The sequence below is a fragment of the Paraneptunicella aestuarii genome (assembly GCF_019900845.1).
GTDB classification, from domain to species: Bacteria; Pseudomonadota; Gammaproteobacteria; order Enterobacterales; family Alteromonadaceae; genus Paraneptunicella; species Paraneptunicella aestuarii.
This window is the reverse complement of the sequence record NZ_CP074570.1, coordinates 2,317,302-2,343,871: the sequence shown is the minus strand read 5'-3', so window position 1 is coordinate 2,343,871 and position 26,570 is coordinate 2,317,302. Positions and strand designations below refer to the sequence as shown.

General features: G+C 42.2%; 13 protein-coding genes. 1 reads left to right on the top strand and 12 read right to left on the bottom strand.

Translation table 11 applies throughout. The annotated features are described in order from the left end of the window. Nucleotides 1–27: 27 nt before the first annotated feature. Together KIH87_RS09630 and KIH87_RS09625 are read right to left on the bottom strand one after the other, a co-directional pair. Nucleotides 28–2,355, bottom strand: a complete 2,328-nt coding sequence (locus tag KIH87_RS09630; protein WP_232361321.1) for an EAL domain-containing response regulator — start codon at nucleotides 2,353–2,355, stop codon at nucleotides 28–30. A 421-nt stretch (nucleotides 2,356–2,776) separates the two neighbouring features. After that, nucleotides 2,777–5,080: an EAL domain-containing response regulator gene (locus KIH87_RS09625; protein ID WP_232361320.1), complete on the bottom strand. Its 2,304-nt coding sequence runs from the start codon at nucleotides 5,078–5,080 to the stop codon at nucleotides 2,777–2,779. A 378-nt stretch (nucleotides 5,081–5,458) separates the two neighbouring features. Between KIH87_RS09625 and KIH87_RS09620 the strand changes: the two genes are divergently transcribed. Beyond that, nucleotides 5,459–6,232, top strand: a complete 774-nt coding sequence (locus KIH87_RS09620; protein ID WP_232361319.1) for a sulfite exporter TauE/SafE family protein — start codon at nucleotides 5,459–5,461, stop codon at nucleotides 6,230–6,232. A 566-nt stretch (nucleotides 6,233–6,798) separates the two neighbouring features. Here the strand turns inward: KIH87_RS09620 and pulA are convergent. The 10 genes from pulA to KIH87_RS09570 form a co-directional block, all read right to left on the bottom strand. Next, nucleotides 6,799–9,687 carry a pullulanase-type alpha-1,6-glucosidase gene (pulA, locus tag KIH87_RS09615; RefSeq protein ID WP_232361318.1) on the bottom strand — a complete coding sequence of 963 codons (2,889 nt, stop codon included), beginning with the start codon at nucleotides 9,685–9,687 and terminating at the stop codon, nucleotides 6,799–6,801. Further along, nucleotides 9,688–12,108: a TIM-barrel domain-containing protein gene (locus tag KIH87_RS09610; protein WP_232361317.1), complete on the bottom strand. Its 2,421-nt coding sequence runs from the start codon at nucleotides 12,106–12,108 to the stop codon at nucleotides 9,688–9,690. 71 nt (nucleotides 12,109–12,179) lie between these two features. Next, the gene (locus KIH87_RS09605) at nucleotides 12,180–13,676 is read right to left on the bottom strand and encodes a tryptophan halogenase family protein (protein WP_232361316.1); all 1,497 of its coding nucleotides are present in this window, start codon (nucleotides 13,674–13,676) and stop codon (nucleotides 12,180–12,182) included. Further along, a complete protein-coding gene (locus tag KIH87_RS09600; protein ID WP_232361315.1) occupies nucleotides 13,676–15,169 on the bottom strand; it encodes a tryptophan halogenase family protein in 1,494 nt (497 codons plus the stop codon). Before KIH87_RS09600 ends, KIH87_RS09605 begins: the two co-directional genes overlap by 1 nt. A gap of 107 nt (nucleotides 15,170–15,276) precedes the next feature. Then, nucleotides 15,277–18,114 carry a TonB-dependent receptor gene (locus KIH87_RS09595; RefSeq protein WP_232361314.1) on the bottom strand — a complete coding sequence of 946 codons (2,838 nt, stop codon included), beginning with the start codon at nucleotides 18,112–18,114 and terminating at the stop codon, nucleotides 15,277–15,279. Nucleotides 18,115–19,146: 1,032 nt separating this feature from the next. Then, on the bottom strand, nucleotides 19,147–20,019 hold the full coding sequence (gene sucD, locus KIH87_RS09590) for a succinate--CoA ligase subunit alpha (protein ID WP_232361313.1): 873 nt from the start codon (nucleotides 20,017–20,019) through the stop codon (nucleotides 19,147–19,149). Beyond that, the gene (gene sucC, locus KIH87_RS09585) at nucleotides 20,019–21,185 is read right to left on the bottom strand and encodes an ADP-forming succinate--CoA ligase subunit beta (protein ID WP_232361312.1); all 1,167 of its coding nucleotides are present in this window, start codon (nucleotides 21,183–21,185) and stop codon (nucleotides 20,019–20,021) included. Before sucC ends, sucD begins: the two co-directional genes overlap by 1 nt. A 152-nt stretch (nucleotides 21,186–21,337) precedes the next feature. Continuing rightward, entirely contained in the window at nucleotides 21,338–22,825 is a 1,488-nt protein-coding gene (gene odhB, locus KIH87_RS09580; RefSeq protein WP_232361311.1) for a 2-oxoglutarate dehydrogenase complex dihydrolipoyllysine-residue succinyltransferase, read from the bottom strand. Between the two features lie 9 nt (nucleotides 22,826–22,834). Beyond that, complete coding sequence (locus KIH87_RS09575) at nucleotides 22,835–25,660, bottom strand: 2-oxoglutarate dehydrogenase E1 component (RefSeq protein ID WP_232361310.1); 2,826 nt, start codon at nucleotides 25,658–25,660, stop codon at nucleotides 22,835–22,837. Nucleotides 25,661–25,848: 188 nt separating this feature from the next. After that, on the bottom strand, nucleotides 25,849–26,559 hold the full coding sequence (locus tag KIH87_RS09570) for a succinate dehydrogenase iron-sulfur subunit (RefSeq protein ID WP_232361309.1): 711 nt from the start codon (nucleotides 26,557–26,559) through the stop codon (nucleotides 25,849–25,851). Nucleotides 26,560–26,570: the final 11 nt, after the last annotated feature.

Below are 26,570 nucleotides of genomic sequence, written 5' to 3'. Positions count from 1 at the left end.
ACACAGCCGCGCTATGCTACGAGCAGATCAATATCGACCAACATGTTCATCCGCAACATTTTGAATTTCATGCACTCGACTAGCCAATGCCTGCAATTCAGCCTCACAAGACATTGATGACATAACTTGCTTGACCATATTTACCAGAAAATTTTCTTGCTCCTCAGATAAATCAAGAATATGAAAACTCTGAGATATCTGCTGTGCAAATGACTCCAATGCACAGGAAGACTTTTCTTTCAAATCAACGACAGAGGTAGACAAAATAGAACGTAGTTGTTCTGAAATTCTAGTCAAGGCTCGCTGTTCTTGCACCTGATTCCATTTCTCATCGAGTAAATCAACAACAGCAGCACCGACATCTTTTATCCGTCCGCATTCAAATTCATCTTTGGGTGCATTTAAAATCAGGATACTGGAGACTTTACCGTTAAAAACCAATCGATTGTCATACTGATACACCTTTCCCCGCTCTCTGAGTAAGGACACCACTCTACGAACCAGTTCCGGACAGCCATCCAATCCAGACATCTTAATATGCATGTAATCGTGATCGAATAAGGTAACAACAACGTGATATCCCATTGATTCAAAAAAACGTGCAGTTTTCTGCTTCAGTTTCTTATGGCAGCGAATGGTTATGGTTTCTTTAAAGAAATCCAGTATAGAACCGTACTGCGCGGCTTGTTTCATCGCCTCCATTGCCATTTCACTGGAACTTTTATTAGCGTTGTCGATCTGGCGAATTTTATTGCTGTATTCAATTAATCGAATAAGGCGGTGCATCAACTCCAATGGTAAAACTCTGGATTCAATCACCTCCATAATACCTAACTCAAAAAGCGTTATTGGTTGTCGAGACTGAAACTTATCGTACATCACCAACATGTTTGAGTCGGGAGAAAGCTTGATGATTCGAGTGATATCACCCAGTGACAGTGTCTCATCCAGTATCAGTAATTCTTTATGAGTAAATTGATATCTATCTATTTGCTCCATTTGAATATGCTGAAATCGCGTTAAGTTATTTTTGAGCTCAGTCACCAAGCGATGATTCACTTGTTTATTCTGGCTAACCCAAACAACATCGATATCAGCACTATTGATACGCTCAGCGACGTTATTAGGCGTATTATCCAGACAAATAGTATCCACCTGATTGGCAACGTCATAAATAAAAGAGCGCAGCTCATAATAGCTAATAGGTTTTGCCAGCAAGTTCCCCTGAAAAACATTGCACTTAAGTCCTTGCAAAAACGTCAATTGCTTTACGTCTTCCACGCCCTCACAAACAATGCGATATGACAGGTTTTGAGCTAGCTCAATCATGGCAGAAACGATAGACTCTACGTTCTTTTTAGCACCAATATCGTTTACTAACTTGCGATTAATCTTTATTTCCGAGAAAGGTAAATCACGCATTTTTCGCAATGTCGACAAACCCGAACCAAAGCCATCAACCATCAGAGAAAAACCCGCCAATCGCAGTTTAATCAGTACCTTTTCAAAGTGTTTGTTTAAACTCAAAATGGAAGATTCACTCACTTCCAAAACAAGATTGTGAGTCTCTAATCCCGATTCAGACACTAAATGGCATAACTCGTCAAAAAACGCCTCACTCAAGGATAAAACCGAAATATTGAAGGAAATTTTAAAGTCAGCGATTCGACGTGCGATGTTTTTAAGTTCATTCAGAGCTTGGGATATGGCGACTAAGGTAAACTCACTGATCATGCCCGAATGTTCCATTTCAGAAATAAATTTACGAGGTTCAACATCACCAACCTCTGGCAAAGACAAACGTGACAAGCATTCAACACCAACGACCAATTTATTCTCTAAATCAACCTGTGGCTGATAAACCAAGTAAAAGTGACCATTATTAAGTGCTTGTTTATAGTCAATAGGAGAGTTCAGCGAGGAGTTATCATTTTCATCTTGAGAAGATGTATGCTGCGACTTACTTTTCTGTGTTTTAAACACATCCTGCATCAATGCACAAAAGTCTTGTTCAATAGCAGGATGTTTTAACACACCGGCAACATTAAGACCTTCTCGTTTAGCCAAACGAATGGTGGATTCCAGTAACACATCGTCCATGCGAGACATTAAAATTACCGGATTTCCGATTTCTCGTTTAGCCAACCGTTCAAGCATGGCTACACCATCGATACCTGGCATATCCAACCCTAAAACAAAGGCATCATAACCATCATCGATATTCATCCACTCAGTATCAGGTTGCAGCAAGCGATGGCACTGAATGCCTGTTCCTTCAAAATAATTTTCGACTAGCCCTATAGAATCATCCAAATTGCCAAGAAGCAAAACACGCTTGCAAGACACATCGACCATGAGATTAACCTCTTACAACATTGACTTCGAATCAACTCATTCTTCTTATTTTTCCATCAAAGAACGTCGTTGAGCCCTCGACTCCATTTAACGAGTAAGGGGGGAATTACAGGCAAAAAAACAGGTGATTTAAATTAAAGAGGCTCTAGTGAAAAGAAACCAATTAAACAATCTATGGCCCCACCGCTTTTCCCACTTACTACTTGTCTCATCAAAATTAAATGTAAATACAAATGAAGAACAATTAAACAAGGCAGAGAGTCAAAATTAAGTATAGTCAATAAAATATTGATCGAGATCTAAACTTCATTATTTTTTTCATATTTAAAAAAATATTGCCAGAAGGCCTTAGAATAAAAGGCATTCAGCACTTGTGAAATATGCAGCGAGATTAACTGTTTTACGATTAAATCGGGAATATTTATTTATTTCGGGGTATTTTTGTGTCTTGCTTTTCAAGTCTCTGATGAGCAACTTCTCTAATCTCATCAACCAAGCCAACCAATTCATTCATTTCATCATCGAAGGATAAAGCTTTCATAATATCTTGCGCCAAATCCAACATGTATTCTTCTTGTTCTATCGTTAAATCCATTACATGAAAACTATCTCTGATCTTTTGAGAGAACAATTGCAACGCTTTATTCTTTTTGTTGTTTAATGTTGCCAATACTGTATTTAAATCCGTAGATACGGATTGTAATTGTGACGAGATAGTTAACAGGGCTTGCTGTTTTAATACTTCATCCCATTTTTCTTCCAAAACATTGATAATGGCCGCGCCTATATCTTTCAAATTTCCATTTTCAACCTCATCGGTGGGAGCATTAAGCACTAATATACACACTCCCGAAGCATTAAATACCAATCGCTGTTCCCGATACTGATAGACACGCCCTTTGGTATGAAGAACCCTCATAACTTTGCGCACAAGATCCGGACAATCTTTTTGATCAGAAACGTCAATGTATTCCTGGGTATCATTCGTTAAAGATATTGCTATTTTTACTCCTATTTCATTCTCAAAAAAGCGTATGGTATGGCGTAATAATTTCTCAGGAGAATGTAGTGCGAATGCATCCTTGCAGTAATTAACAATTGCACCATATTGAGCAGCCTGCCGCATAGCTTTCATGGCAATGTCGTTGACAGATGCATTTATAGTACGCTGCTCCAGAATATTATGAATACGGTAAACTAACTCCATTGTCGAAACATTCGACTCAATAATGTCAGACACTCCGAGTTCAAATAAATACACGGGGCATTTTCCTAAAGCTCGTCGATATAGAACCAGTGACTTAATCCCCGGGTACTGATGGAGAAAAGATTCGATAGTTTCGAGATTTAGTTGATTATCGAAAATAATAAGTTGGCAGTGCTCTAACTTATCAGTAAGCGATGAGTGTTTAAGATTGGGGATATATTTTGCAAGTTCCAGCGCAATGCTATCCACTTGGTTCTGATTAGATATCCAGACGATATCACCTTCAAATGATTGGATCTTTTCACACAGTTCTTCCAGTGACGTCGTTCTTTCCTTTTGATTATGGTTAATAGACAGGAAAAGTTTTTCACGTAATTCATTAATACTTAATGGTTCTGAGAGGAAAAAACCTTGTTGCAAACGACCATATTCGTTCTTTAAACGTTGATGTTGGCTACTACGATCAATTCGCTTGTAGATAACTTTGAAATGTTTTTTTCCAGCCTGATTGAGTAATGAGAGGAATTCGTTGTTCTGCGCTATATTCCGAGATTCGGAAGATAGCTGTTTATAATTTATTTTTATTCCATTGAATGATGTATCGCTAATTAAACGTGCTGCGTTTTTACAACTCTCAAAATTATCTATACAAAGATTAAAACCCAATTTTCGTAACTGTTTCAACGATGACATGGCAACAGCATTATTTAGCAAATCGTTACAATCATCAATTTCAAAGGTGATGAATTCAGAGTCAATTTCAACACTGGCGACTTTTAATCGAATTTCTTCTACAAACTGATGGGTTAAAGAAGAGGCATTTAAATTAAAAGCGATAGAGAACTGATATCCCTGTTGAAACAGGCTCTGCAACTCATTGAGAGAATGCTCCAGAATAAGTAAGGTAAACTGATTTATTAGCCCGACTCTTTCAAGATCAGGGATAAATATAGTAGGTACCACCATACCCGTTTCGGGCAAGTACAACCTAGCCAAACATTCAACGCCAACGATTTGGTCGCTCAACACATCTATCTCTGGTTGATAGACGACAGAAAAATAACCATTAGATAGCGCTTCATAGTAATCCAGTGAAGTATGCAATGATATGCTGTTGAGTTGCTCATCCAGCTCGTTTTGCTGGATAGCTGCATCTATCAGCAACGGCAAATCGGATCGATTAGCAGGTTTGGACAACGACGAGGAAACCTTAATCCCCAGGTTTTCAGTATACTCAAGCACTGTATGGATAGAATCAACGTTATTTCCGACCAATAACACCAAGGTGAGGGAATGTTTAAAAGGAGCAAGTTTATTAAGAACAAGCAACACATCCCTGGAACTCATATCTAAATCCAGGACAATCACATCCAGCACATCTGCGCCAGATAACATGCTCGTTAAAAAATCTGATTTGGGGCTAATCCATTCAAAGTCGGAATGTGATTCACCTGTTTTAACTTCCTGCAAGGTATCATCACTAATCACTATTACTTTGGTGTAAACATCAACCGGCATTTACGCACCTCGTAAGGCAGAAAGAATCAACATTTCATTTATGGAAATCACACCATTTAATGGTTATTAATATACACATTAATAATATGGAGTAAAGCGCGGATCAAGATGTAACTTGATGATGAGCAAAGACAAAAAGCGTAATCAGTAGCTTACAAAAATCGACATACGAGTATCCATGTGATTTTTTTCAGAAAGTTAAGGTTAACAGGAGAGGCTTAATGGCTATTCCAAAACGATTAGTTGCCCACAGCAATATATCACAGACGCACATTAACCCACTCCCTTGGAGCTTCAGCGATTTTTCCCGAGCATAGACGCATTGACTTGGCTTAGGCATAATTCACTCAACAAAAATAACAATATTGCTGCTCTTCTATGGATATCCTTGTCGTTTGTTTAACCGCTTTTTTCGCTTCGTTACTTACGCTCTTCTCTGGATTTGGATTGGGTACTTTGCTTATGCCCGTTGTCGCGTTGTTTTTTCCATTGGAAGTGGCTATTGCAACAACAGCCATAGTGCATCTGAGTAATAACCTGATGAAACTGCTCCTGCTGGGCAAACATGCAGTAATGAAACACATCATCAAGTTTGGGCTACCTGCAACCCTGTTTGCCTTTATTGGAGCCTATCTGCTTATTGCGCTTGGCGATTTCAATAGTCCAATAAACTATCAATTTTCGGGATACCAAGGCACAACAAGCTATATCAATTTGGTCATTGGTGGTGTCATTCTGTTTTTTGTTTCCCTGGAGCTTTCTCCTAAATTTGCCAACCTAAGATTTGCGGAACGTTGGCTGCCATATGGTGGAGCACTAAGTGGTTTTTTCGGTGGGCTATCGGGGCATCAAGGGGCTTTCAGAAGTATGTTTCTGGTCAAATCCAACCTTGATAAAAAGCAATTCATAGGTACAGGTGTAGTTATTGCCGTACTCGTGGATGTTGCCCGCTTACTTGTATATGGTGTCAGTTTTAGCAGCCATTCAGTGAAAGTAGACTGGATGCTCGTCACCCTCGCCTCATTATGCGCTTTTATCGGTGTGTATTTTGGTAGCAAGTTTATTGAAAAAATTACCATCAATATTATTAAGTCATTAATATCGGTGTTACTGGTATTAATTTCATTTTTGATATTAATGGGGCTAATTTAACTTTTTAATTTTCTTAAATTTTTAATTATTTTACTTACATCTGCTCTCAATTAATGTTGATGTAAATGATAAAAAAGAGAATTTAAAAACTGGAAGATGCCGACATAATTACAACTGGTCGTATTTGACAAGCGAAGATATTTAAACCACCATTAGCCTTTTAAAGTCATGACCAATTGAAATCATTTCCTTGTCAGTTTGAATTCACATTTTTCTGTTTATTCAAATCAGCATTAATCAACGAATGATTTCATTTATAGCAGTATTAGTTTTGTAGTATAGGTTGTTAAAAATGGAACCGGTTAAAAGAACATTGCTTAAGTTTTTGTATCGCTTTGCAAATATTGTCATTGCTTGCGTTTGTTTTTATTTAATTTGGCAGTTGTACGCGACGATATACTTAAATCATTAATACAACATTGAAACCGATTCCTGCCCACGCAAGCAAGCCACCAAGTACATTCAATAAGCAGATCCAATTCATCGTGTTAGAGCGTTATGACAATTAAAGATAAATGCTCTCCAGCCGCACTTCTGCGGCTGGAGGCGCGTTCGAGTTTTATTGCTTATCGAACCAACACCAGTGCAGTTAGTGCAGGTGCAACCACCGTCTCCCCCAATTGCAATTGAGCTAAACGAGGGTTGGCACTATTCACTAATGCCGGATGTAATCGATATGAGGATGAAGGTAATTTCACTTCTTTCGTTTCACCCCCATTATTGAAAATCACTAGTATTTCATCGAAATTGGGATCCAGGTTTTGCCATGGCGTTTCATCATTAATGCTCATCACGATTAAGCCTTGCTGTTGCTTTTTACCTGTATTATGAAATTTAACCCGTTGAATAATTTCATCCTTACTTGACAGGCTAAATAAAGGTGAGCTTGTTCTTATGCGAAGCAATTCCAAAAACATATTATTTGCTCGCTGAATATGCTCAGGTGAGACTAAATCTCTGCCTTCATTGTTTTTAATAATGCGCTGTATTAATTCCCAATTATCACCATCCTTAACTTTGGGCGGTAATCCTACATGGTAATTATTACTCTGCATTGAAAAATCGACTTTATTAAACCAATAGTTGAAATCAAAACTGTCTCTTAAATATGATTTCGATCTCAACAACTCGCTTCCCATGTGAAGAAATGGGATCCCTTGAGATAATAATGGATAAGCCAATGACAATACCTGCATATTCACTCGGTCATCGGTAGAAACCTCAAAGGCAATACGATATTGATTATTGTCCCAAAGAGTTTGATTATCGTGCTTCGACACATAATTAATGGTGTCCGCCGGATCGTCAGCATAGCCAGTTCCAGCGTCTCCATAAGGAATATCCAGCCCTGTGACCTTTTGTCCCTGACTGTTCTCAAGAGGAAACGCTTTTAAATTCCCCGCTAATCCGATGCGTAGCTGATCCATCGACACCGAATATTCATCCATCATAGCTTGGTGATTAGCGTCATTTTGAAGCTCATTAGGAACGGTTAATAAGCCATTGCCAATACCCTGCCCCTCGCGAATAGCGTCTTTAAAGGCAAACGATGAACCGCCTCTCACCGCGTCCCGCAACCTGTCAGTAAAGGTTCCGATCTCTGTTCCTGCCAATTCAGTTTGAGAGGCTTGAATAAACTGAGCATTATTCACCACCTCACCAAAATTCCAGCCTTCACCATAAAAGTAAGTATCGGGATCCACAGCGCGAACAGCTTGTCTGGCTTCAAGCATGGCCGCTTTAGGTTGATGCCCCATTAAATCAAAACGGAAGCCATCGATCTTATAGTCTCTTGCCCAGACAACCAGAGAATCGATCATGAGCTTGGCCATCATACGATGTTCTGTAGCAGTGTTGTCGCAACAGGTGGATTGTTCTACTGTGCCCGTAATCGGGTTAAGACGATGGTAATACTGGGGAACCACTTTATCTAATACCGACTTTTCACCTAATCCCGATGCAAAGGTATGGTTGTAAACCACATCCATTACAACGCGAAAACCTTTGTTATGGATGGATTGAACCATTTCCCTGAATTCCACAATACGTGGAATACCTTCCGGATTTAACGCATAACTGCCTTCAGGAACCGTGTAATGATACGGATCATAACCCCAGTTATAAGCATCGTGCGGGCGTATTTCTTCGATCAATGCTTGAGCATCGCCGCTTAATGGATCGTAACCCGAGAGTATTTCACTTATGGTTTTATGCTTATCCGACTCACTTGCACACACACTGACTTGCGGCAACAAAGTACAGACTTTCTGCAAAGTATCGGTAGGATAAATCGTTTGCTCAGGATCTTCATTCACCGTGCTGATATCGTAAGTTGGCAGCAAGTGAATGGTATTCAGCCCCGCATCTTTTAAGCGCTTTAACTGACGCGCACCATCGCTTTCAGTTTCACTAAAGGCTTTATATTTCCCGGCAAACTGCGGGTTGGAAAGTTGTGTATCAGCAGCACTAAAATCGCGTATATGAACTTCATAAAGTACATTTTCTTCGGGTCTGTCTATTCCGGTAATCATTTGCTTTTCCCAGCCTTTGGGATAAGTGTTGGAGGCACTTAAATCAACGACCTGAGAATATTCACTATTACGTGACAGGCTCAGTGAATATGGGTCTGTTACCAATAATTTTTCATTGGCTTTTGAAGCATAGTGATACGTTTCCACCTCATACCGGTAGTAAGTGCCCTGAGGAGCAATACGGGTGGAAACAGTCCATGCTCCGGTGTTGCTATCTTCAACCAACGGCAGACTGGTTATTAACTTTTTATCTTCATCATAAAGATACACATACACTTGCTCGGCGGTAGGAGCCCAGACTCTGAACAAAGTCTCTTTGTGATCACCGCCTTTCCCAACCGCTTGTCCATATATAGCACCATAAGGCAGTTCATCTGCATCGTTTTGACCAGATGTATATAGGGCATCCAACACGCCATAATGTTGCACATAGGATACCTGCTGCGCAGTATTATTTTCATTCAGAGAAATCACCGCTAACTGCTTCTTCAAAAGACTTTTGACCTGCTTGGTATCCAGTTCGATTTTGAAGGCTTTAAACCCGGATAAATGGGGATATCGTTGCTTTAAATCAGCCGACATTGCAACAGGTGATAGCGCAACATATTGTCGGGTTTTTAAATCCTCATCCAAAGAGGCGCTTTTAGAATAAGCCAATACCGCTTTTGCAGGCGCATTCTTCAACAAGATAACGCTTGGTGTCACCCAATGCGCAGCAAAATCCTGAGCCGCATGACTAAAATCAATAACCTCTGAATTCGGTAATGATTCAGCATAAACATGGATTGCAGAACTACCAAAAAGCAGCCCCGATAAGGCCACAGCCCTCCCAACCTGTCTAACCGTATTATTAAAAAAACGTTGCTTAAAAGCGTTATCTTTCATCCTGTCATGTCTCACTTTCGTTCTCAATACTGCACTCATTTACTGAATAACCTTTATGCGAATGGTTTCTGTGCTGTTATTCCAGGCAGAAACTATGTTGAGTTGTTGGGATGTAGGGTCAAACCAGAAACCAGTCGTCGCTTTGCTTAGCGCTTTCTGATCTGCTAATGCCTGAGTCGTTTCACCATTTATCGAGACAGCTTTAGGCTGAGATTGGATATTGTGAATAGTCCAGATAAATTGGCGTCGCTCAGGTTCTTCTTGATAACCATTGCCGCTTTTGTGAGCTTCCAGCGTTAGCGCGTTTTTATTGTTTTGTGCTGAAAACTGGAACAATGAATAGCGTTGTTCCTGAAGGCTATTTCGATACTTGCCATCATCCTGATACAACTGGCCTTGTGCCTGACTAACCGAATCGTGATGATAATAATGTACGATGACCTGCTCACCATGATATTGCTCGGTATTGTTGTGTGGCGGAGCCATTGGCACAAAGCTTCCCGCTTTCACCCAAACCGGTATTTGTTCTAACGTCACTTTTGATTCAAACTGCTTACCGCCCAGTTTGATGCTGTCGTCCCAGAAGTTGAACCAATAACCTTCGGGTAAGTATTCAGTTTTGGTTTCCAGATTGGGTTTATCAATCGGATTCACCCAAAAAGCATCGCCCCAAAAATATCCATCCTTATAATCCATTGCGCTTAGCTTATCAGGTTCAGCAAAGAACAAAGGGCGCATCATAGGCATACCCGAGGTGCTGTTCTCATAGGACAGGGTGTAAATGTAAGGCAAGAGCTGATAGCGTAATTTGATGTAGTTACGCACGATGTTTTTGGTAGCCTCATCGTGAAAAACAGGCTCTGGAGCCACAGTTTCCAAACCATGTACCCGGTAGATTGGTTGAAATACACCATACTGCAACCAGCGAATATACAGCTCGGTATCCAGTTCATCACCACGGGCAAAACCGCCTAAGTCTGAGTGGTTATAGGCGAGCCCTAGCAATCCCATTTGTAAGGACAATTCCACTTGAGCACTTAAACCACCCCATGAACGCTCTACATCACCTGTCCAGGGCAACATGCCATAACGCTGAGAGCCCGCAAACCCTGCTCGCATTAAGATAAACAATCTATCATCAGGGTAATGTTGCAGATGCTTGTTGTACAACATTCCAGCCCAGGTGTGACCAAAGGCATTATGTACTTCATCGGCTGAACCTATGGCATGGATCACATCGGATGGATGTGCTTCAGGCTCTCCAAGATCGCCCCAAACGCCGGCAACGCCTTGCTTGAATAATCGATCATAGTGGTTCCAGAACCAGTCCTGCGCTTTCGGGTCGAAGATATCGATCAAACCACCAAGACCAAAGAACATGTCTATTTTTCGGGTATCACCCGCAAGGTTTTTGGCTAAGACGCCCTCTTCTACCGCGCTTTGCCATTGTTTAGAGGTGTTAATAAAGTAAGGTTCAGTCACAAGCAGGGTTTTGATATTGTCCGCTTTGAAATCCTGGATCATCTTCTCGCCAGTTGGAAAGGTTTCACGCTCCCAATCCAACGAGCCCATGTGCCCACGCACATCTTTGCCAAACCAGTAAATATCAATGATGACCGCATCTAAGGGGATGTCTTGCTGCTGATAAAGCTTCACTACATTGCGTACTTCTTCCTCAGAATGATAACCAAAGCGTGAAGCAAAACTCCCCAACGCCCAACGAGGTGGTAGAGGCTGTTTTCCGGTAACCTTGGTGTAGTTGTCCATTAATTCAGGATAGTCATCAGCAGCGACAAAGATATACGCATTACGCCCGGCAACCGCTTCTAGCTGCATCACATCTTTATCTGATTTACCCAGATCCAGATAGCCTTTGGCAGAGTTATCAAATACCAGAATATATTTATTGCTGGAAAGTACCCCAGGCAAGCTGTAATACAGCGCCTTGGCTTCGTAGGAATAACCCCAAAAGGTTTGGTTGTAGAGCTTTAAACGCTGGCCTCGACGATCCATGCCAAGCACGCGTTGCCCGCCCCCCAGCAGTTTTTCTTGTTCTTGCAGTTTAAAGCGCACGCCGCGCATCGAGTCTAATGAAAAGAAACCACTTTCATGCTCAAGTAATGTCTTGCCGTTTTTCTTGAAAGCCACTGAGAACGGCTGTTTTTTAATAACGATCTGAAGCTCTTTACTGGAAAAAATCAGCGTTTCTGAATTAGCCTGTAATGCAAATGGAACACTTGTATTGCTATCGGCTAACGCGAAAGAATCGAGTTGTTTTACATTTGGTTTGTTAAACGACACTTCCACCGATTCAGGATTAATAGGTCTAAAATGCAGGTCGCCTTCGTCCGTTTTAACGATAAGGGTATGCTGTTGTAATTCATGCCCCAGAAATGTTTTGCCCAGAACACTGGTAGGTAATACTGCAACAATACATAAGGCGATGAATTGACGCCACATAGGTTATTCCCCCTGAAAATGGTTGTTCTATTGTTCTGCTTTAAAAGCAATCGTTAACAAGCATTGAAATATCAAGACGTTAGCCTGGATAAATTAACTTGATGTGATTCAAAGTTCAGCGCACAGCCGTGCAAAAATCTGGCGATATCCTGCTCTTTATACAGGTCGCCTCTTCCGGGTTGATTCGGTGCTAAATTCGGGAACGCACCATAGCCTGACAATAAACAATGCCAGGAAATAGTATCGAATTGGTGATGCAGATTTTGACGACTGATTTCTTCACTGACATCACCACATTGGAACCACACATCCAGCAACTTACCCAATGGCTCCGATAGATGTTTGTTTTCTCTGTTATCAATCCAGTATTGACTGTCACTACGAGTATTTAACTTGTAATGCGCAACAATGTAATCCCTGACGCCATTAAAACGCTCAGAGATAAACTGGTTATAATCATGTTGAAACTGTTGGCTGAATTGTCCTTTCTCATAGTTATCCATAAAAGATTCTATGCTGATCTGCACCAGATGTAGTGCCGTTGCTTCCAATGGTTCGATAAAACCTTGCGACAAACCAATGGCCAAACAATTGTAATGCCAATGCTTTTCAAGTTGCCCTACACGCATTTTTAAATGGCGAGCTTCGACAGAGCTATCTTTAATATCCAAATGCTGACGCAGTTCCATTTCCGCCTGATCGGCAGAAATATAATCAGAGCTATAGACGTAACCGTTACCGAAACGATTGGTCAGTGGGATCTTCCAACACCAACCGTTCGACAAGGCTGTCGATTTGGTTTCCACCGGAATATCCTGCTCATCAATCGGAGTAGGAAGCACAACGGCCGAATCATTAAATAAATTATCTTTAAATGACTGAAAGCCAACGCCCAGGCTTTTTTGCATCAACAAGGAAGCAAAGCCCGTGCAATCGACAAATAAATCGGCTTCAAGACATTGCCCGGATTCAAGCTGAATTTCCTCGATATTGCCGCTCTCGGCTCGTCGAATATCAACCACTTTACCTTGAATATGTTTGCCACCACGGGAAACGGCTAACTCAGATAAAAACTGCCCTAGCAAATGAGAATCAAAGTGGTAACCGTATTCCATTCTGAATGGAAAGTGATCAGGCGTCAGCGGCCCTTTTCCCTGTTTCGCGAGAATGCCATTGATAAGAAAATCTTCGGGCGAAGTATGAGTATTAAGCCCTAAACGACGAGTACGACAATTCACTTCAAAAGCGCGTTGGGTAAAGGTATCGACTTGAGAAATAAAAGGATGACGATAACTGGCGACACCTGAACCAGGGCTCCAACCATCGAATTGAATGCTCACTTTATAAGTAGCGTTACATTTAGGCATCCAGTCAGATTCAGCGACATTAATCAGCTCGAAGAAACGTTTTAAGGTGGGCGTTGAGCCTTCTCCAACACCAATAATGCCGACATCAGGTGATTCCACCAAGGTAACGTCAAACCCGTTTTGGTGCCAACGCTTTAAAAACAGATTAGCGGCCATCCAACCCGCAGTGCCGCCACCAACAATGACAATGCGCCTTGTCATTACATGTTTCCGCAAAGCTGTTTTAGGAAAGCATCATGCTCAGGTAGCTTGGGCAACGGATCCATCTTGACACGCTTCATATTTGCCAGCATTTCCAGCAATTGCTGATCGGTCATTGAATTAGCTAATGGGTGATAATCTTGTGGCTCAATGCCCTGCCCGAGCATGACTTGTAGCCATGAGCTGTCTTGAAACAAGTCGTTTTGCTCTTTAAATAAACGCCCGGTAGCTCGAAATAACTCCATTTTATGCGTTAACGAGTCGGGTATTTCCATCTCCTGCATATCGCGCCAGAACTGACTGTCATCACGTTGGTTAACATGGTAATGCAAAATCAAAAAGTCTCGGATTTGCTCAAACTCCAATTTGGATTGCTTGTTATATTCAGCCACATCGGCTTGAGCAATGCCGTTGTGAGGGAAAAGTTGAATCAACCTGACGATAGCTGATTGAATAAGATGAATACTGGTCGATTCCAACGGTTCAAGAAATCCACTCGACAAGCCAACAGCCACCACGTTGCGATGCCATTGTTTACGGCGTCTTCCGGTTTTAAAACGAATTAATTTAGGTTCACCTAAAGCTTGAGTGTCTAGATTACTGAGTAATAAGTCTTCGGCTTGCTGTTGTGAATAATGCAAGCTGCTATATACCAAGCCGTTTCCATTACGATGTTGCAATGGAATCCGCCATTGCCACCCTGCGTCATGGGCAATAGAGCGAGTATAAGGTGCGGTTTTCTCGTGTCGTTCAGAAGGTATGGCCAAGGCACTATCGCAAGGCAACCAATGGCTCCAATCTTCGTAGCCCGCGCCTAATTTCTCTTGAATAAGTAATCCTTTGAACCCCGAGCAGTCAATAAACAGGTCGCCTGAGACCACTCTGTCATCGGACAGGATTAACTCTGAAATATAACCATTTTCTGGATCTTGATGAACTTCCTTCACCAAGCCTTCAATGCGGGTCACGCCCATTTGTTCACTCAGTTTACGTAAATATTGAGCGTAAAGAGAAGCATCAAAATGATAAGAGAAAGGCAATTCAAGAATAGGGTCTTTGCTATTTATCTGTGCAAATTTGCCTTCCTGACAACAGAGATAATTCAGGTCATATTCCCATAAACTGCTGGTGTCGCCGAGCTGTTTCGCTCGTTGCCAGTAATGATGAAAATGGCAGAACGCAATGCTCTTTCCGGGAGCACCAAAAGTATGGAAATAGCTTTCTCCCTGCTTTTTCCAGTTTTCAAATTTAATAGCAAGCTTGATCGTCGCTTTAGTTTCTCGAATAAACTCAGCTTCATTCAAGCCTAAAACATTGTTCACCAAACGTATGGGAGGAATGGTTGCTTCACCAACACCAACAGTACCGATAGATTCAGACTCAACCAATGTCAGATTAATGTTGTTTCCCAGCACCTTCTTTAATAAGGCCGCCGACATCCAGCCAGCCGTTCCACCACCTAACACCACAACGTTTTTGATTTGACTATTCATACTTGCTACCAAATATAAAAAAACCCCACGAGTGAGGTTTTACCACTACATTTCAAATTGAACTAACGTGAGCCTGCCTCAGTGACAGGCTCATACTTTCCATGGTATTAGAAAGAATAGTTAAATCCTAACAGGTAGTTAGCGCCAAATGTTTGCAATTGCGTAATTTGACGAGCGTCACCACTACCATTGGTTTGAATAGTTTCTTCATCCGTCAGGTTTTGGCCTTGCAGAGTAACGCGCAGACCTTTTAACCAATCAATGTTTGATTCACTGAAATCGTAACCTACTTGAGCGTCAACCAAGGTTGCACCTTGGTCGGTAGCACCAGCTAATGACAAGCTCAAACCACGAGTTTCAGTTAAGAACTCAGAACGTTTGGTAGCAGATACACGGAACTCAAAACCCGCTTTCTCATAGTAAGCGGTAAAGCTGTAGTTCTCTTCAGACAAGCCAGGGATACGGTCATCATCAGCACCACTATCCAGACTACCGTCCAGGAAGGTCACCGCCGCAACAAGACCGAAACCGTCTAAAGCATCGCTAAAGATATGGAACGGCAAGCTTGTTTGCAATTCCCAACCACGAACTGAACCAGTCAAACCATCTTCACGATAAGACAATCCGCCCAGGAAAGTAGCTGGTGCCTGGTTGCCTGATTCATCAGAAGATTGATGGAAACCTGGAACATAGAAGTCAGAGAAATCCATAACAGTTGCAGCACTCTTATGCCAGTTAACCAAGTCTTTATAGAAGAAAGTGGCAGCAACGTAGCCGTCATCAGCGAAGTAGTATTCATATGACAAGTCAAACTGGTTTGATTCCAAAGGCTTAAGGAATGGGTTACCAGAACTTGCACTCCAGGCACTGTTAGCAGGATCAGTGCTCAAGATATTTGAATCATTAAACTGGAACGACACTTGGCTGTTTGGTCTCATGTCGTCCATTCTTGGACGAGAAATGACTTTAGCCATTGCGGTACGAATGTATTGATCTTCTGCAATTTCAAAGCTTAAATTCAATGTAGGTAATACATCAGTGTAATCAGTGCCACCTTCAACGGCCAAAGATGCAGTGTAACCCGTAGGGCCAGTAGAAGTAGAGAAACCGTGTGCATACTGGTCTACACTAACAACTTGCAGGCCAAGATTACCTTTAACCATAACACTGCCAAGCTCAGTGTCGATATCCAATTTGGCGTACAACGTCGTTACTTCTTCATCGATAGTATAAGAATCACCACGGCGACCGTTTTCGATTAAAGATGCATCCGTAGCAGTGTAATAACCGCTGTTATATAAACCTAAGCTGTCATAAGCTAAAACACCTTCAATACCGATAAAGGCCAAGCTGGTAACACCCAACACATCTGGGATTGGGCCATCATTAGGCCATGTTGGAGCTGTTAAATATGCACCACCGTTAACTTTTGACTTTGAACGGTCTGAATAGTTAATACCTAATTCAACACCAGAGAAAATGCTAAACTCAATAGCACCTTTTAATTCAAAACGAATGCTGTCTAAGGATTCTTCAAATTCAGGACTGTTAACGAAACCATCTTGAGCTGTATTTGGTGGGAAGCCATCTACGCCCTGAAATGCAGCGATTGGAGTTAAGCTACCACCCCATGCTTGAGGGCCTGCCAAACGAATCAAGTCAGGGTTAGTCAAGTCAACCGGAGCAATCGTTGGATGATCGCTAAACATAATACCTGAAGAGGTCATTTGGAAAGCGCGAGCGGTTTCAGGACGGCCATCAATACCGGCACGACCAACACCTGAATAACTTTCTATGTCAATGATGGTTTTATCAACATCACCCACTGAGATGTCTGCTACCGCAGTCCAGTTTTCATTGATTTGATATTCAATATTTAAACCGAAAGTGGTTAACTCTGATTCCTGACGACGCGCATCGTTACGGATTACAGAATAGAAACCGTCATAATAGCCTGAAGTAACCAAGCCATCTTCAACACCTGTAATAGTGTAAGCACCTGTACCCCACTCAGGGCCACCTTCTTCCAAGCCACGCTTAACATCATTTTCTTCAAAATCAATGTATAAAGCATCGAACTGAATCATTAAATCATCTGTTGGCGCATATTGAATAACAGCGGCAATTGAATCACGCTCCAATAATGCTGAACGAGCAAATGAATCGTGACCACCGTAAACAACTGTGCCATCCGGAGCTGTTGCTGTGTCGGTTGCACGACGATCAGATGCAGTATTTACATTGGCATAACCCCATGCACGGAATTGATTTTCCTGGCGAGGCGTTTCCATAGAAGCAATAGATAGTGCAACACCTAACTTATCGTTAGCAAACTGATCTACGTAGTTGAATGAAAAACGATGACCATCGTTGTCATAATCAGGGTTAGATGCATCTTCGCCATTTCTTTCGTAGTTAGCGTTGAAGGTAAGAGTTGAGTCAGCGCTCAAAGGTCTTACTGTCTGCAAATCAACCGTACCACCGATGCCTTGAGTCAAAAGGCCAGCTTCAGGTGTTTTGTAAACAACAATATTGGAAACAATTTCTGATGGATACAAATCGTATTCAACACCACGGTTGTCACCCATACCTAAAAGTTCACGACCATTTAATGACGTACCTACGTAGTTTTCATTGAAACCACGAACAGACAAACCACTGGTACGACCGTTACGGCGTTCACCAGCCAAACCAGGCAAGCGCGAGAGTGATTCTGCGACACTGGTGTCAGGAAGCTTACCGATATCTTCAGCAGATAACGCTTCAACAATGGATGTTTCGTCCATCTTGATCGCTTGAGCTCGTTGCAAAGCGCCACGAATACCAGTTACCTGGATAACCTCGGCATTATCGTCGCCAGCGCCAGCTTCCTGTGCATAGCTGACTGCACTGGTAAGCGCAGTAGCCACAGAGATGGCTATAATTTTTTTATTAAATTGTGACATTGTGTTTTCCCGTGTGTTGTTTCCAATAACAAATACTGCAAAGACAGAGTAATTATCTGATCAACAACAGTAATCAAATTTTACATTACTGCCCATTTTGTAGTTTCGTGATATTAACGCCTTGATTTATTTCTTTACAACCAATTGCATACGTATTCATTACTGTCCAAGAACAATAATTTAACAATTTGGTAACATGCAATTCTTGCATTTACCCCGACCAACATCAAAAGGTATCTTTTTGTTTTATATAACTTTTATATTATTAAAATAGGGAAAGGAATATACAGAACTCCTCTCCAAAAACATGCTGTAATAAAACTACATTAAGTATGTAATGACGCTGTTAAAAGACTTTATTCAGGCAAAATTACAAACATTGAAATTAAATATTTGTAATTTAACACCACTAAAATACTTATCGGTTATTTTATTTCTTACCAATTAAAAAGACAAAACTTAATTAATTCATTTTTGTTAGCGCTTTCATGTTGAGTGTTTGAAATGAGTTTTAATGCCTTATAGAAGAATCCTTTTCTTGATGAAACAACGCTCTCGGTTTGGATTGTTTTCTACAAACAAAAGAATAGATAAAAAATAATCTATCCTTCTATCTCTTTGAACTATCAAGAAAATAAAAGGCAGCGGATACGAAAGTGAAGTGGCAAGAAGTAAAACGAGAAAACAATACTTCAAGATTGGCGTTTGGTGAAACAGCTCAATAACCGAGATGTTGTACAAGTGATATGAGATACCAAGCTGGATTAAAGGTTAAGGGTCGGGTTACAAAAATGAATATTCAGTCAATAAAGGAGTAGCGGCAAAGAATGCCGTTCGAGACTTCCCTGCTCTTTTACCTAAAAACAAAGATGTGCAAACCATCAAAAGAAAAGTGCAGGTATGTAATCAATGAACCAGAATCTAAATTTGTAAGCTTAGAGTTAGAAACGATTACACCTGAAATTAAAAAAGGCTCCGTATTAGGAGCCTCTTGTAAATAGAAAAATGTTTTCTATGTGATTACTGTCAGTATTACCAACCAGTAATTTCGCGTAGTGCGCTACCAATGTCAGCCAAAGAGCGAACGGTTTTAACGCCAGCCGATTCAAGTGCTGCAAACTTCTCGTCAGCAGTACCTTTACCGCCTGCGATAATCGCACCAGCATGGCCCATACGTTTGCCAGGAGGAGCAGTTACACCGGCGATATAAGATACAACCGGCTTGGTCACATTTTCTTTAATAAATGCTGCCGCTTCTTCTTCCGCAGTACCACCGATTTCACCGATCATGACGATCGCTTCAGTTTGAGGATCATCCTGGAACATTTTCAAAATATCAATGAAGTTAGAGCCAGGGATTGGATCACCACCGATACCAACACAGGTTGATTGACCGAAGCCTTCATCAGTAGTTTGCTTAACCGCTTCATAAGTCAATGTACCAGAGCGAGATACGATCCCCACTTTACCAGGCTTATGAATGTGACCAGGCATAATACCAATCTTACACTCACCCGGAGTGATAACACCCGGACAGTTAGGACCGATCATGCGAATGCCTTTGGTTTCAACGTATTCTTTTACATAAAGCATATCCAGAGTAGGAATACCTTCAGTAATACATACGATCAACTCGATGCCAGCATCAGCTGCTTCGATAATAGAATCTTTACAGAAAGGAGCTGGTACATAGATAACCGTGGCGGTCGCGCCAGTTGCTTCAACCGCGTCACGAACAGTGTTAAATACAGGCAAACCCAAGTGAGTTGTACCACCTTTACCCGGCGTTACACCACCAACCATTTGCGTACCGTATGCAATCGCTTGCTCAGAGTGGAAAGTACCTTGACCACCAGTAAAACCCTGGCAGATAACTTTGGTATCTTTATTAATCAGGACTGACATTATTTACCCTCCGCAGCAGCAACAACTTTCTTGGCTGCATCAGTAAGTGACTCAGCAGCAATAATATCCAAACCAGAGTTGGCAAGAACTTCACGACCTAATTCGGCGTTAGTACCTTCTAAACGAACAATAACGGGAACGTTTACACCGACTTCTTTCACTGCGCCAATAATACCTTCGGCAATCATGTCACAACGAACGATACCACCGAAAATGTTAACCAGTACCGCTTTAACCTTGTCATCAGACAAAATGATTTTGAATGCTTCAGCAACGCGTTCTTTGGTTGCACCACCACCAACATCAAGGAAGTTAGCCGGGCTACCACCGTGCAAATTAACGATGTCCATTGTACCCATCGCCAAGCCTGCACCATTAACCATACAGCCAACGTTTCCGTCTAATGCAACGTAGTTCAATTCCCACTGTGCTGCATGAGCTTCACGCGCATCTTCCTGAGAAGGATCTTGCATTTCTCGTAACTTGGGTTGACGGTACATAGCGTTGCTATCAATCGCTACTTTGGCATCAAGACAATGTAAGTTGCCATCAGTTTTGATAACCAGAGGGTTGATCTCAATAAGAGCAACGTCTAATTCTTCAAACATTTTCGCCAAGCCCATGAAGATATTGGTGAATTGTTTGATTTGAACGCCTTCCAAACCTAATTTAAAGGCCATTTCACGTGCCTGATAAGGCTGAGCGCCAACCAGAGGATCGATAGCAGCTTTCAAGATCTTTTCAGGAGTTTCTTCAGCAACGGTTTCGATTTCAACACCACCTTCGGTGGATGCCATGAACACAACTCGACGAGTCGTACGGTCAACAACCGCACCAAGATACAGCTCGTTGGCAATATCAGTGCATGATTCAACAAGAATTTTACTTACAGGTTGACCATTTTCATCAGTTTGGAAAGTAACCAGGTTCTTGCCTAACCAATTCTGAGCGAAAGCTTTGATATCGTCTTTACTCTTAACAAGCTTTACACCGCCAGCCTTACCACGGCCACCGGCATGGACCTGACATTTGACGACCCACTCAGAACCACCAATGCGGTCGGCGGCTTCTACAGCAGCTTGTGGCGTATCCGCAGGATACCCCTCTGAAACAGGTAAGCCATACTGCGCAAACAATTGCTTACCCTGATATTCATGCAAATTCATGGTGTTTTTTCCGTATTTAGATGAAAAACTTGTCGCCTTTGCGACTTAACTCAACTAGCCATAGCCGAAGCTATGTACGCTAATCCCTTATAAATAAACCGCCAGATTAACTGGCGGGGCGTCCTGCTAAACTTCAATTCTTTTAAAATCTGTTATACATCCAACAAAATACGTGTTGGATCTTCCAATAGTTCCTTAACAGTCACCAGGAAGCCGACAGATTCTTTACCATCGATAATACGGTGGTCATAAGACAAAGCTAAGTACATCATTGGAAGAATTTCCACTTTGCCATCTACTGCCATTGGGCGATCCTGTATTTTGTGCATTCCAAGAATTGCACTTTGAGGAGGATTAATAATAGGAGTAGACATCAAAGAACCAAATACGCCACCATTAGTGATGGTGAATGTACCGCCTTGCAATTCTTCCATAGACAACTTGCCGTCACGACCTTTAATAGCAAGGTTTTTAATACCCTTTTCAATCTCAGCCAAAGACAATTGATCACAATCTTTTAATACTGGTGTTACCAATCCACGAGGCGTAGAAACAGCCATAGAGATATCGAAATAGTTGTGATAGCAAATATCGTCGCCATCAATTGACGCATTCACTTCAGGGAATCGCTTCAACGCTTCAACAACTGCTTTCACGTAGAAAGACATGAAACCAAGACGAATGCCATGTTTCTTTTCAAATGCATCTTGATATTGCTTACGAATATCCATAATAGGTTTCATGTTAACTTCATTAAATGTCGTCAACATGGCCGTAGAATTCTTGGCATTTAACAAGCGAGTAGCGATAGTCTTACGCAAACGGGTCATAGGAACGCGTTTTTCTGTACGATCTACCATGCCAGTAACTGGAGCGGCAGCTGTAGAAGGTTGAGTTGTACTCGCTGCTGGCGCAGGAGCAGAACCACCTTTCAAATGTGCTTCCACATCTTCACGGGTAATACGACCATTTTTGCCCGTACCACGAATTGATGCAGGGTCGATATCTTTTTCAGCCAACAAACGACGAACTGACGGGCTAAGTGCTTCACTGTCAGAATCAGCTTCTGCTTCTGCTGCTGGTGCTGCCGCAGCAGGAGCCGCTCCGGCACCCGCTACAAATTTAGCGATAATTTGCTCAGCGTTTACCGTTTCGCCTTCCTGAGCCAGGATTTCACTTAAAGAGCCATCGGCAGGCGCGACAACTTCCAACACAACTTTGTCAGTTTCGATATCAACCAAATTTTGATCTCTGGAGACAGCTTCACCCGGCTGTACATGCCAGGTTGCAACAGTTGCATCAGCAACTGATTCAGGAAGAACCGGAACTTTAATATCCATGACTTCACCTTTAGAACTGGATTGAGATTTTGCTTCAGCAGCGGCAGGTTTAGCCTGACCGGCGCTTTCTTCCAATAATGCAATAACTTGTTCAGCTAAAACGGTATCACCTTCAGCACCGGTAATGCTGGAAATAACACCATCATTAGGCGCAACCACTTCCAACACAACTTTGTCGGTTTCAATATCAACCAAATTTTGGTCGCGAGATACTGTGTCACCTTGTTTTACATGCCAGGTTGCCACAGTGGCATCAGCTACAGACTCCGGCAACACGGGAACTTTAATTTCAATTGTCATGGTATTCCTTTAATTAATTTCTAGTGCTTCGGCAACAACCGCTTTTTGCTGTTGGTTGTGTATTGCCAGATAACCTACAGCAGGGGAAGACGATGCGGCACGGCCAGCATAAGTCACTTTTGCCCCTTCAGGGATGGCTTCAACAAAGTGATGTTGACTACAATACCAAGCTCCCTGGTTCTGAGGTTCTTCCTGACACCAAACCCAGTCTTTAACATGTTGATATTTTTGAACAATTGCTTTCATTTCCTCTTGAGGGAATGGGTACAACTGTTCAATACGGATAATGGCAACATCGGTTTGTTCATTCTTGCGGCGTTGTTCTAACAGGTCGTAGTAAACTTTGCCTGAACACATAACCACACGTTTTACGCCTGCCGGTTTAATCTCATCAATCTCATCAATCACTTCGTAGAAGCGACCTTCTGCCAACTCTTCCATGGAAGAGACAGCCAAAGGATGTCTTAACAATGATTTAGGTGACATGACGATCAATGGACGACGTAAAGGTCGGATGATCTGACGGCGCAACATGTTGTACACCTGCGAAGGTGTAGAAGGCACACAAACCTGCCAGTTGTGCCCAGCAGACAATTGCAGGAAACGCTCAAGACGCGCAGAACTGTGCTCTGGCCCCTGACCTTCATAACCATGAGGCAACAATAAGGTTAGACCGCACAAACGTCCCCACTTATGCTCACCAGATGATAAGAACTGGTCGATGACAACCTGAGCGCCGTTAGCAAAGTCACCAAACTGAGCTTCCCACAGTACCAAAGAACCGGGTTCTGCTGTTGCATAACCGAATTCAAAAGCCATGGCCGCCGCTTCAGACAATACAGAGTCATAGATTTCTATTTTCCCTTGCTTGTCACTAATATATTCCAGTGGCATATATTCAGCAGCGTCAGTTTGATTATGTAATACAGCGTGGCGATGGAAGAAAGTACCACGTCCACTATCCTGACCAGTCAAACGGATATTATGACCCGCTTCAAGAATAGTGCCGTAAGCCAATGTTTCAGCCGCACCCCAATCAAGCAGTTTTTCCCCTGCCATCATAGCTTCACGATCCTGATACAGCTTACGCACTCGTGAATGAAGTTTAAACGATTCCGGGTACTCACAAATCTTGGTACCGATACGCTTCAATTCACTCACAGAAACCGCGCCCTCATAGGCAACGTTCCACTCATTCCCGATATAAGGGCTCCAATCAACAGAATGTTCTGTCATTGGACGCCATTCAGGAACAACGCAAGCACCGTGATCCAATGCTGCGCGATACTCATTGACTAACTTATCAACTTCATGCTCTTCAATCACACCTTGAGCAATAAGTTGTTCAGCATAAAGTTGACGAGGAACAGGATGTTTCTTGATTTTCTGGTACATCAACGGCTGAGTTGCATTGGGCTCATCCGCTTCGTTGTGACCGTGACGACGGTAACACACCAAATCAATCACAACATCGCGTTTAAAGGTATTGCGATAATCCAACGCCAGCTGTGATACGAAAAGCACTGCTTCCGGATCATCAGCATTTACGTGAAAAATCGGAGCCTGAACCATCTTGGCGATATCAGTACAATACTGGGTGGAACGAGTATCAATGGTTTTGGATGTAGTAAAACCAACCTGGTTGTTCACCACTATGCGCACTGTACCGCCCACTTTAAAGCCACGGGTTTGTGACATATTAAAGGTTTCTTGTACAACACCCTGACCCGCAATAGCTGAGTCACCGTGAATGGTAATTGGAAGAACCATGGAACCATTGTCGCATTCACGACGATCCAGGCGCGCTCTTACCGATCCCATTACCACCGGATTAACGATCTCAAGGTGAGATGGGTTAAAGGCTAGCGCCAAGTGAACATTGCCACCCGGTGTTGAGAAATCAGAAGAAAAACCTGAGTGGTACTTAACGTCACCCATGCCCAATGATTCATCATGTTTACCTGAGAATTCATCGAACAGGACTGATGGATTTTTACCCATCACGTTAACCAACACGTTCAAACGACCACGGTGAGCCATACCGATAACCACTTCTTTGGCACCGTTTTTACCCGCGTGTTTGATCAAGCCTTTCAACATTGGAACCAGTGCATCACCACCTTCCAATGAAAAACGTTTAGCGCCCGGGAATTTAGCCCCAAGGTATTTTTCCATACCGTCAGCCGCGACCAGACCTTTCAAAATGTCGATCTTGGTTTCACGATCAAATTTAGGTGTGGACTGGGCACCTTCAAAATATTTTTGGATCCAGCGCTTTTCTTCCGTATTGGTGATGTGCATGTACTCAGCACCAATGGAATTACAGTAGGTTCGATTCAGCGACTTATATAACTCGCCAAGCGTCATCTGCTCTTGACCGACGGCATAAGAGCCTACGTTATATACGCTATGAAAATCTTCTTCAGATAGGTTGTGATATGACAGTTCAAGATCTCTTACACGCTCTTGATGCCATAACCCCAGAGGATCGAGATTGGCATGTTGATGCCCTCGAAAGCGATAGGCATTGATTAGCTGTAGAACTTTAACCTGTTTTTGGTCAGCTTCGGTTGCAACTTGTTTACTGGCGGCAACAGGCATTTTAGCCTTTAAACCTTGCTCGGCCATTAAACGGAACTGGTTACGCACTTCACTGTGTTTGGTTTCCAGTGCTACTCCGTCTACTTTCGGCAATTTGTCGAAAACTTCTCTCCAATCCTCACTGACACTCAGTGGATTGTCCAGATAAGCTTCGTATAATTCCTCTACGTAAGCAGCGTTACCCCCAGCCATGTGAGACGATTCCCACCATGCTTTCATCACGCTTTCGTGCATCGTTTGCCCTTTCTCAAACAAATATTAATCGTTAATGGTTGCAGTATAGCCAAAGATCCCATGCACACACAGACAAGCCGTTATGAGCGGAGTGCACTGTTTAAGACATGCTTTGAATACTTCGTTTACTATGCCTTCTTCCTTGCTATGTGGATCTTGCCAAAGCCAGATCCACATTTGCATTCCTGTTACATCGCTCGTTGCAATAACATAGATTTAATCTGACCAATTGCTTTAGTCGGATTCAATCCTTTTGGACATACACTCACACAGTTCATGATGCCGTGGCAGCGGAATACGCTAAACGCATCATCAAGTTCACTCAAACGAGCTTCGGTGGCTGTATCCCTGCTATCAGCAAGAAAACGATATGCATGTAACAGACCCGCAGGTCCAATAAACTTATCTGGATTCCACCAGAAAGACGGGCACGATGTAGAACAACATGCACACAAGATACATTCATACAAACCGTCAAGCTTTTCACGCTCTTCTGGAGATTGCAGATATTCTCTTGCAGGCGGTTGTTTACTGTCATTAATCAAAAACGGCTTGATCTTCTCGTATTGAGTGTAGAACTGGGTCATGTCGATAACCAGATCTCTCACTACAGGCAAACCAGGTAAAGGACGAATAACAATTGTGCCATTCCCCAGGTCTGACAATGGAGTAATACAAGCCAACCCATTCTTACCATTCATGTTTACGCCATCTGAACCACAAACACCTTCACGGCAAGAACGTCTAAAAGACAATGTTGGATCTTGCTCTTTTAATAATAAGAGTGCATCCAACACCATCATGTCCTGACCTTCTTCAACCTCTAGCTTGTAAGACTGCATACGAGGCGCATTATCAACATCAGGATTGTATCGATAAACTGAAAATTCACGCATCATGGATGAAATAC

Coding starts and splice junctions, on each gene's coding strand:
- KIH87_RS09595 (WP_232361314.1), bottom strand. CDS start 18,114: ATGTCACAATTTAATAAAAAAATTATAGCCATCTCTGTGGCTACTGCG.
- KIH87_RS09620 (WP_232361319.1), top strand. CDS start 5,459: ATGGATATCCTTGTCGTTTGTTTAACCGCTTTTTTCGCTTCGTTACTT.
- KIH87_RS09600 (WP_232361315.1), bottom strand. CDS start 15,169: ATGAATAGTCAAATCAAAAACGTTGTGGTGTTAGGTGGTGGAACGGCT.
- KIH87_RS09575 (WP_232361310.1), bottom strand. CDS start 25,660: ATGCACGAAAGCGTGATGAAAGCATGGTGGGAATCGTCTCACATGGCT.
- KIH87_RS09610 (WP_232361317.1), bottom strand. CDS start 12,108: ATGTGGCGTCAATTCATCGCCTTATGTATTGTTGCAGTATTACCTACC.
- pulA (WP_232361318.1), bottom strand. CDS start 9,687: ATGAGTGCAGTATTGAGAACGAAAGTGAGACATGACAGGATGAAAGAT.
- KIH87_RS09630 (WP_232361321.1), bottom strand. CDS start 2,355: ATGGTCGATGTGTCTTGCAAGCGTGTTTTGCTTCTTGGCAATTTGGAT.
- KIH87_RS09570 (WP_232361309.1), bottom strand. CDS start 26,559: ATGATGCGTGAATTTTCAGTTTATCGATACAATCCTGATGTTGATAAT.
- odhB (WP_232361311.1), bottom strand. CDS start 22,825: ATGACAATTGAAATTAAAGTTCCCGTGTTGCCGGAGTCTGTAGCTGAT.
- KIH87_RS09605 (WP_232361316.1), bottom strand. CDS start 13,676: ATGACAAGGCGCATTGTCATTGTTGGTGGCGGCACTGCGGGTTGGATG.
- KIH87_RS09625 (WP_232361320.1), bottom strand. CDS start 5,080: ATGCCGGTTGATGTTTACACCAAAGTAATAGTGATTAGTGATGATACC.
- sucC (WP_232361312.1), bottom strand. CDS start 21,185: ATGAATTTGCATGAATATCAGGGTAAGCAATTGTTTGCGCAGTATGGC.
- sucD (WP_232361313.1), bottom strand. CDS start 20,019: ATGTCAGTCCTGATTAATAAAGATACCAAAGTTATCTGCCAGGGTTTT.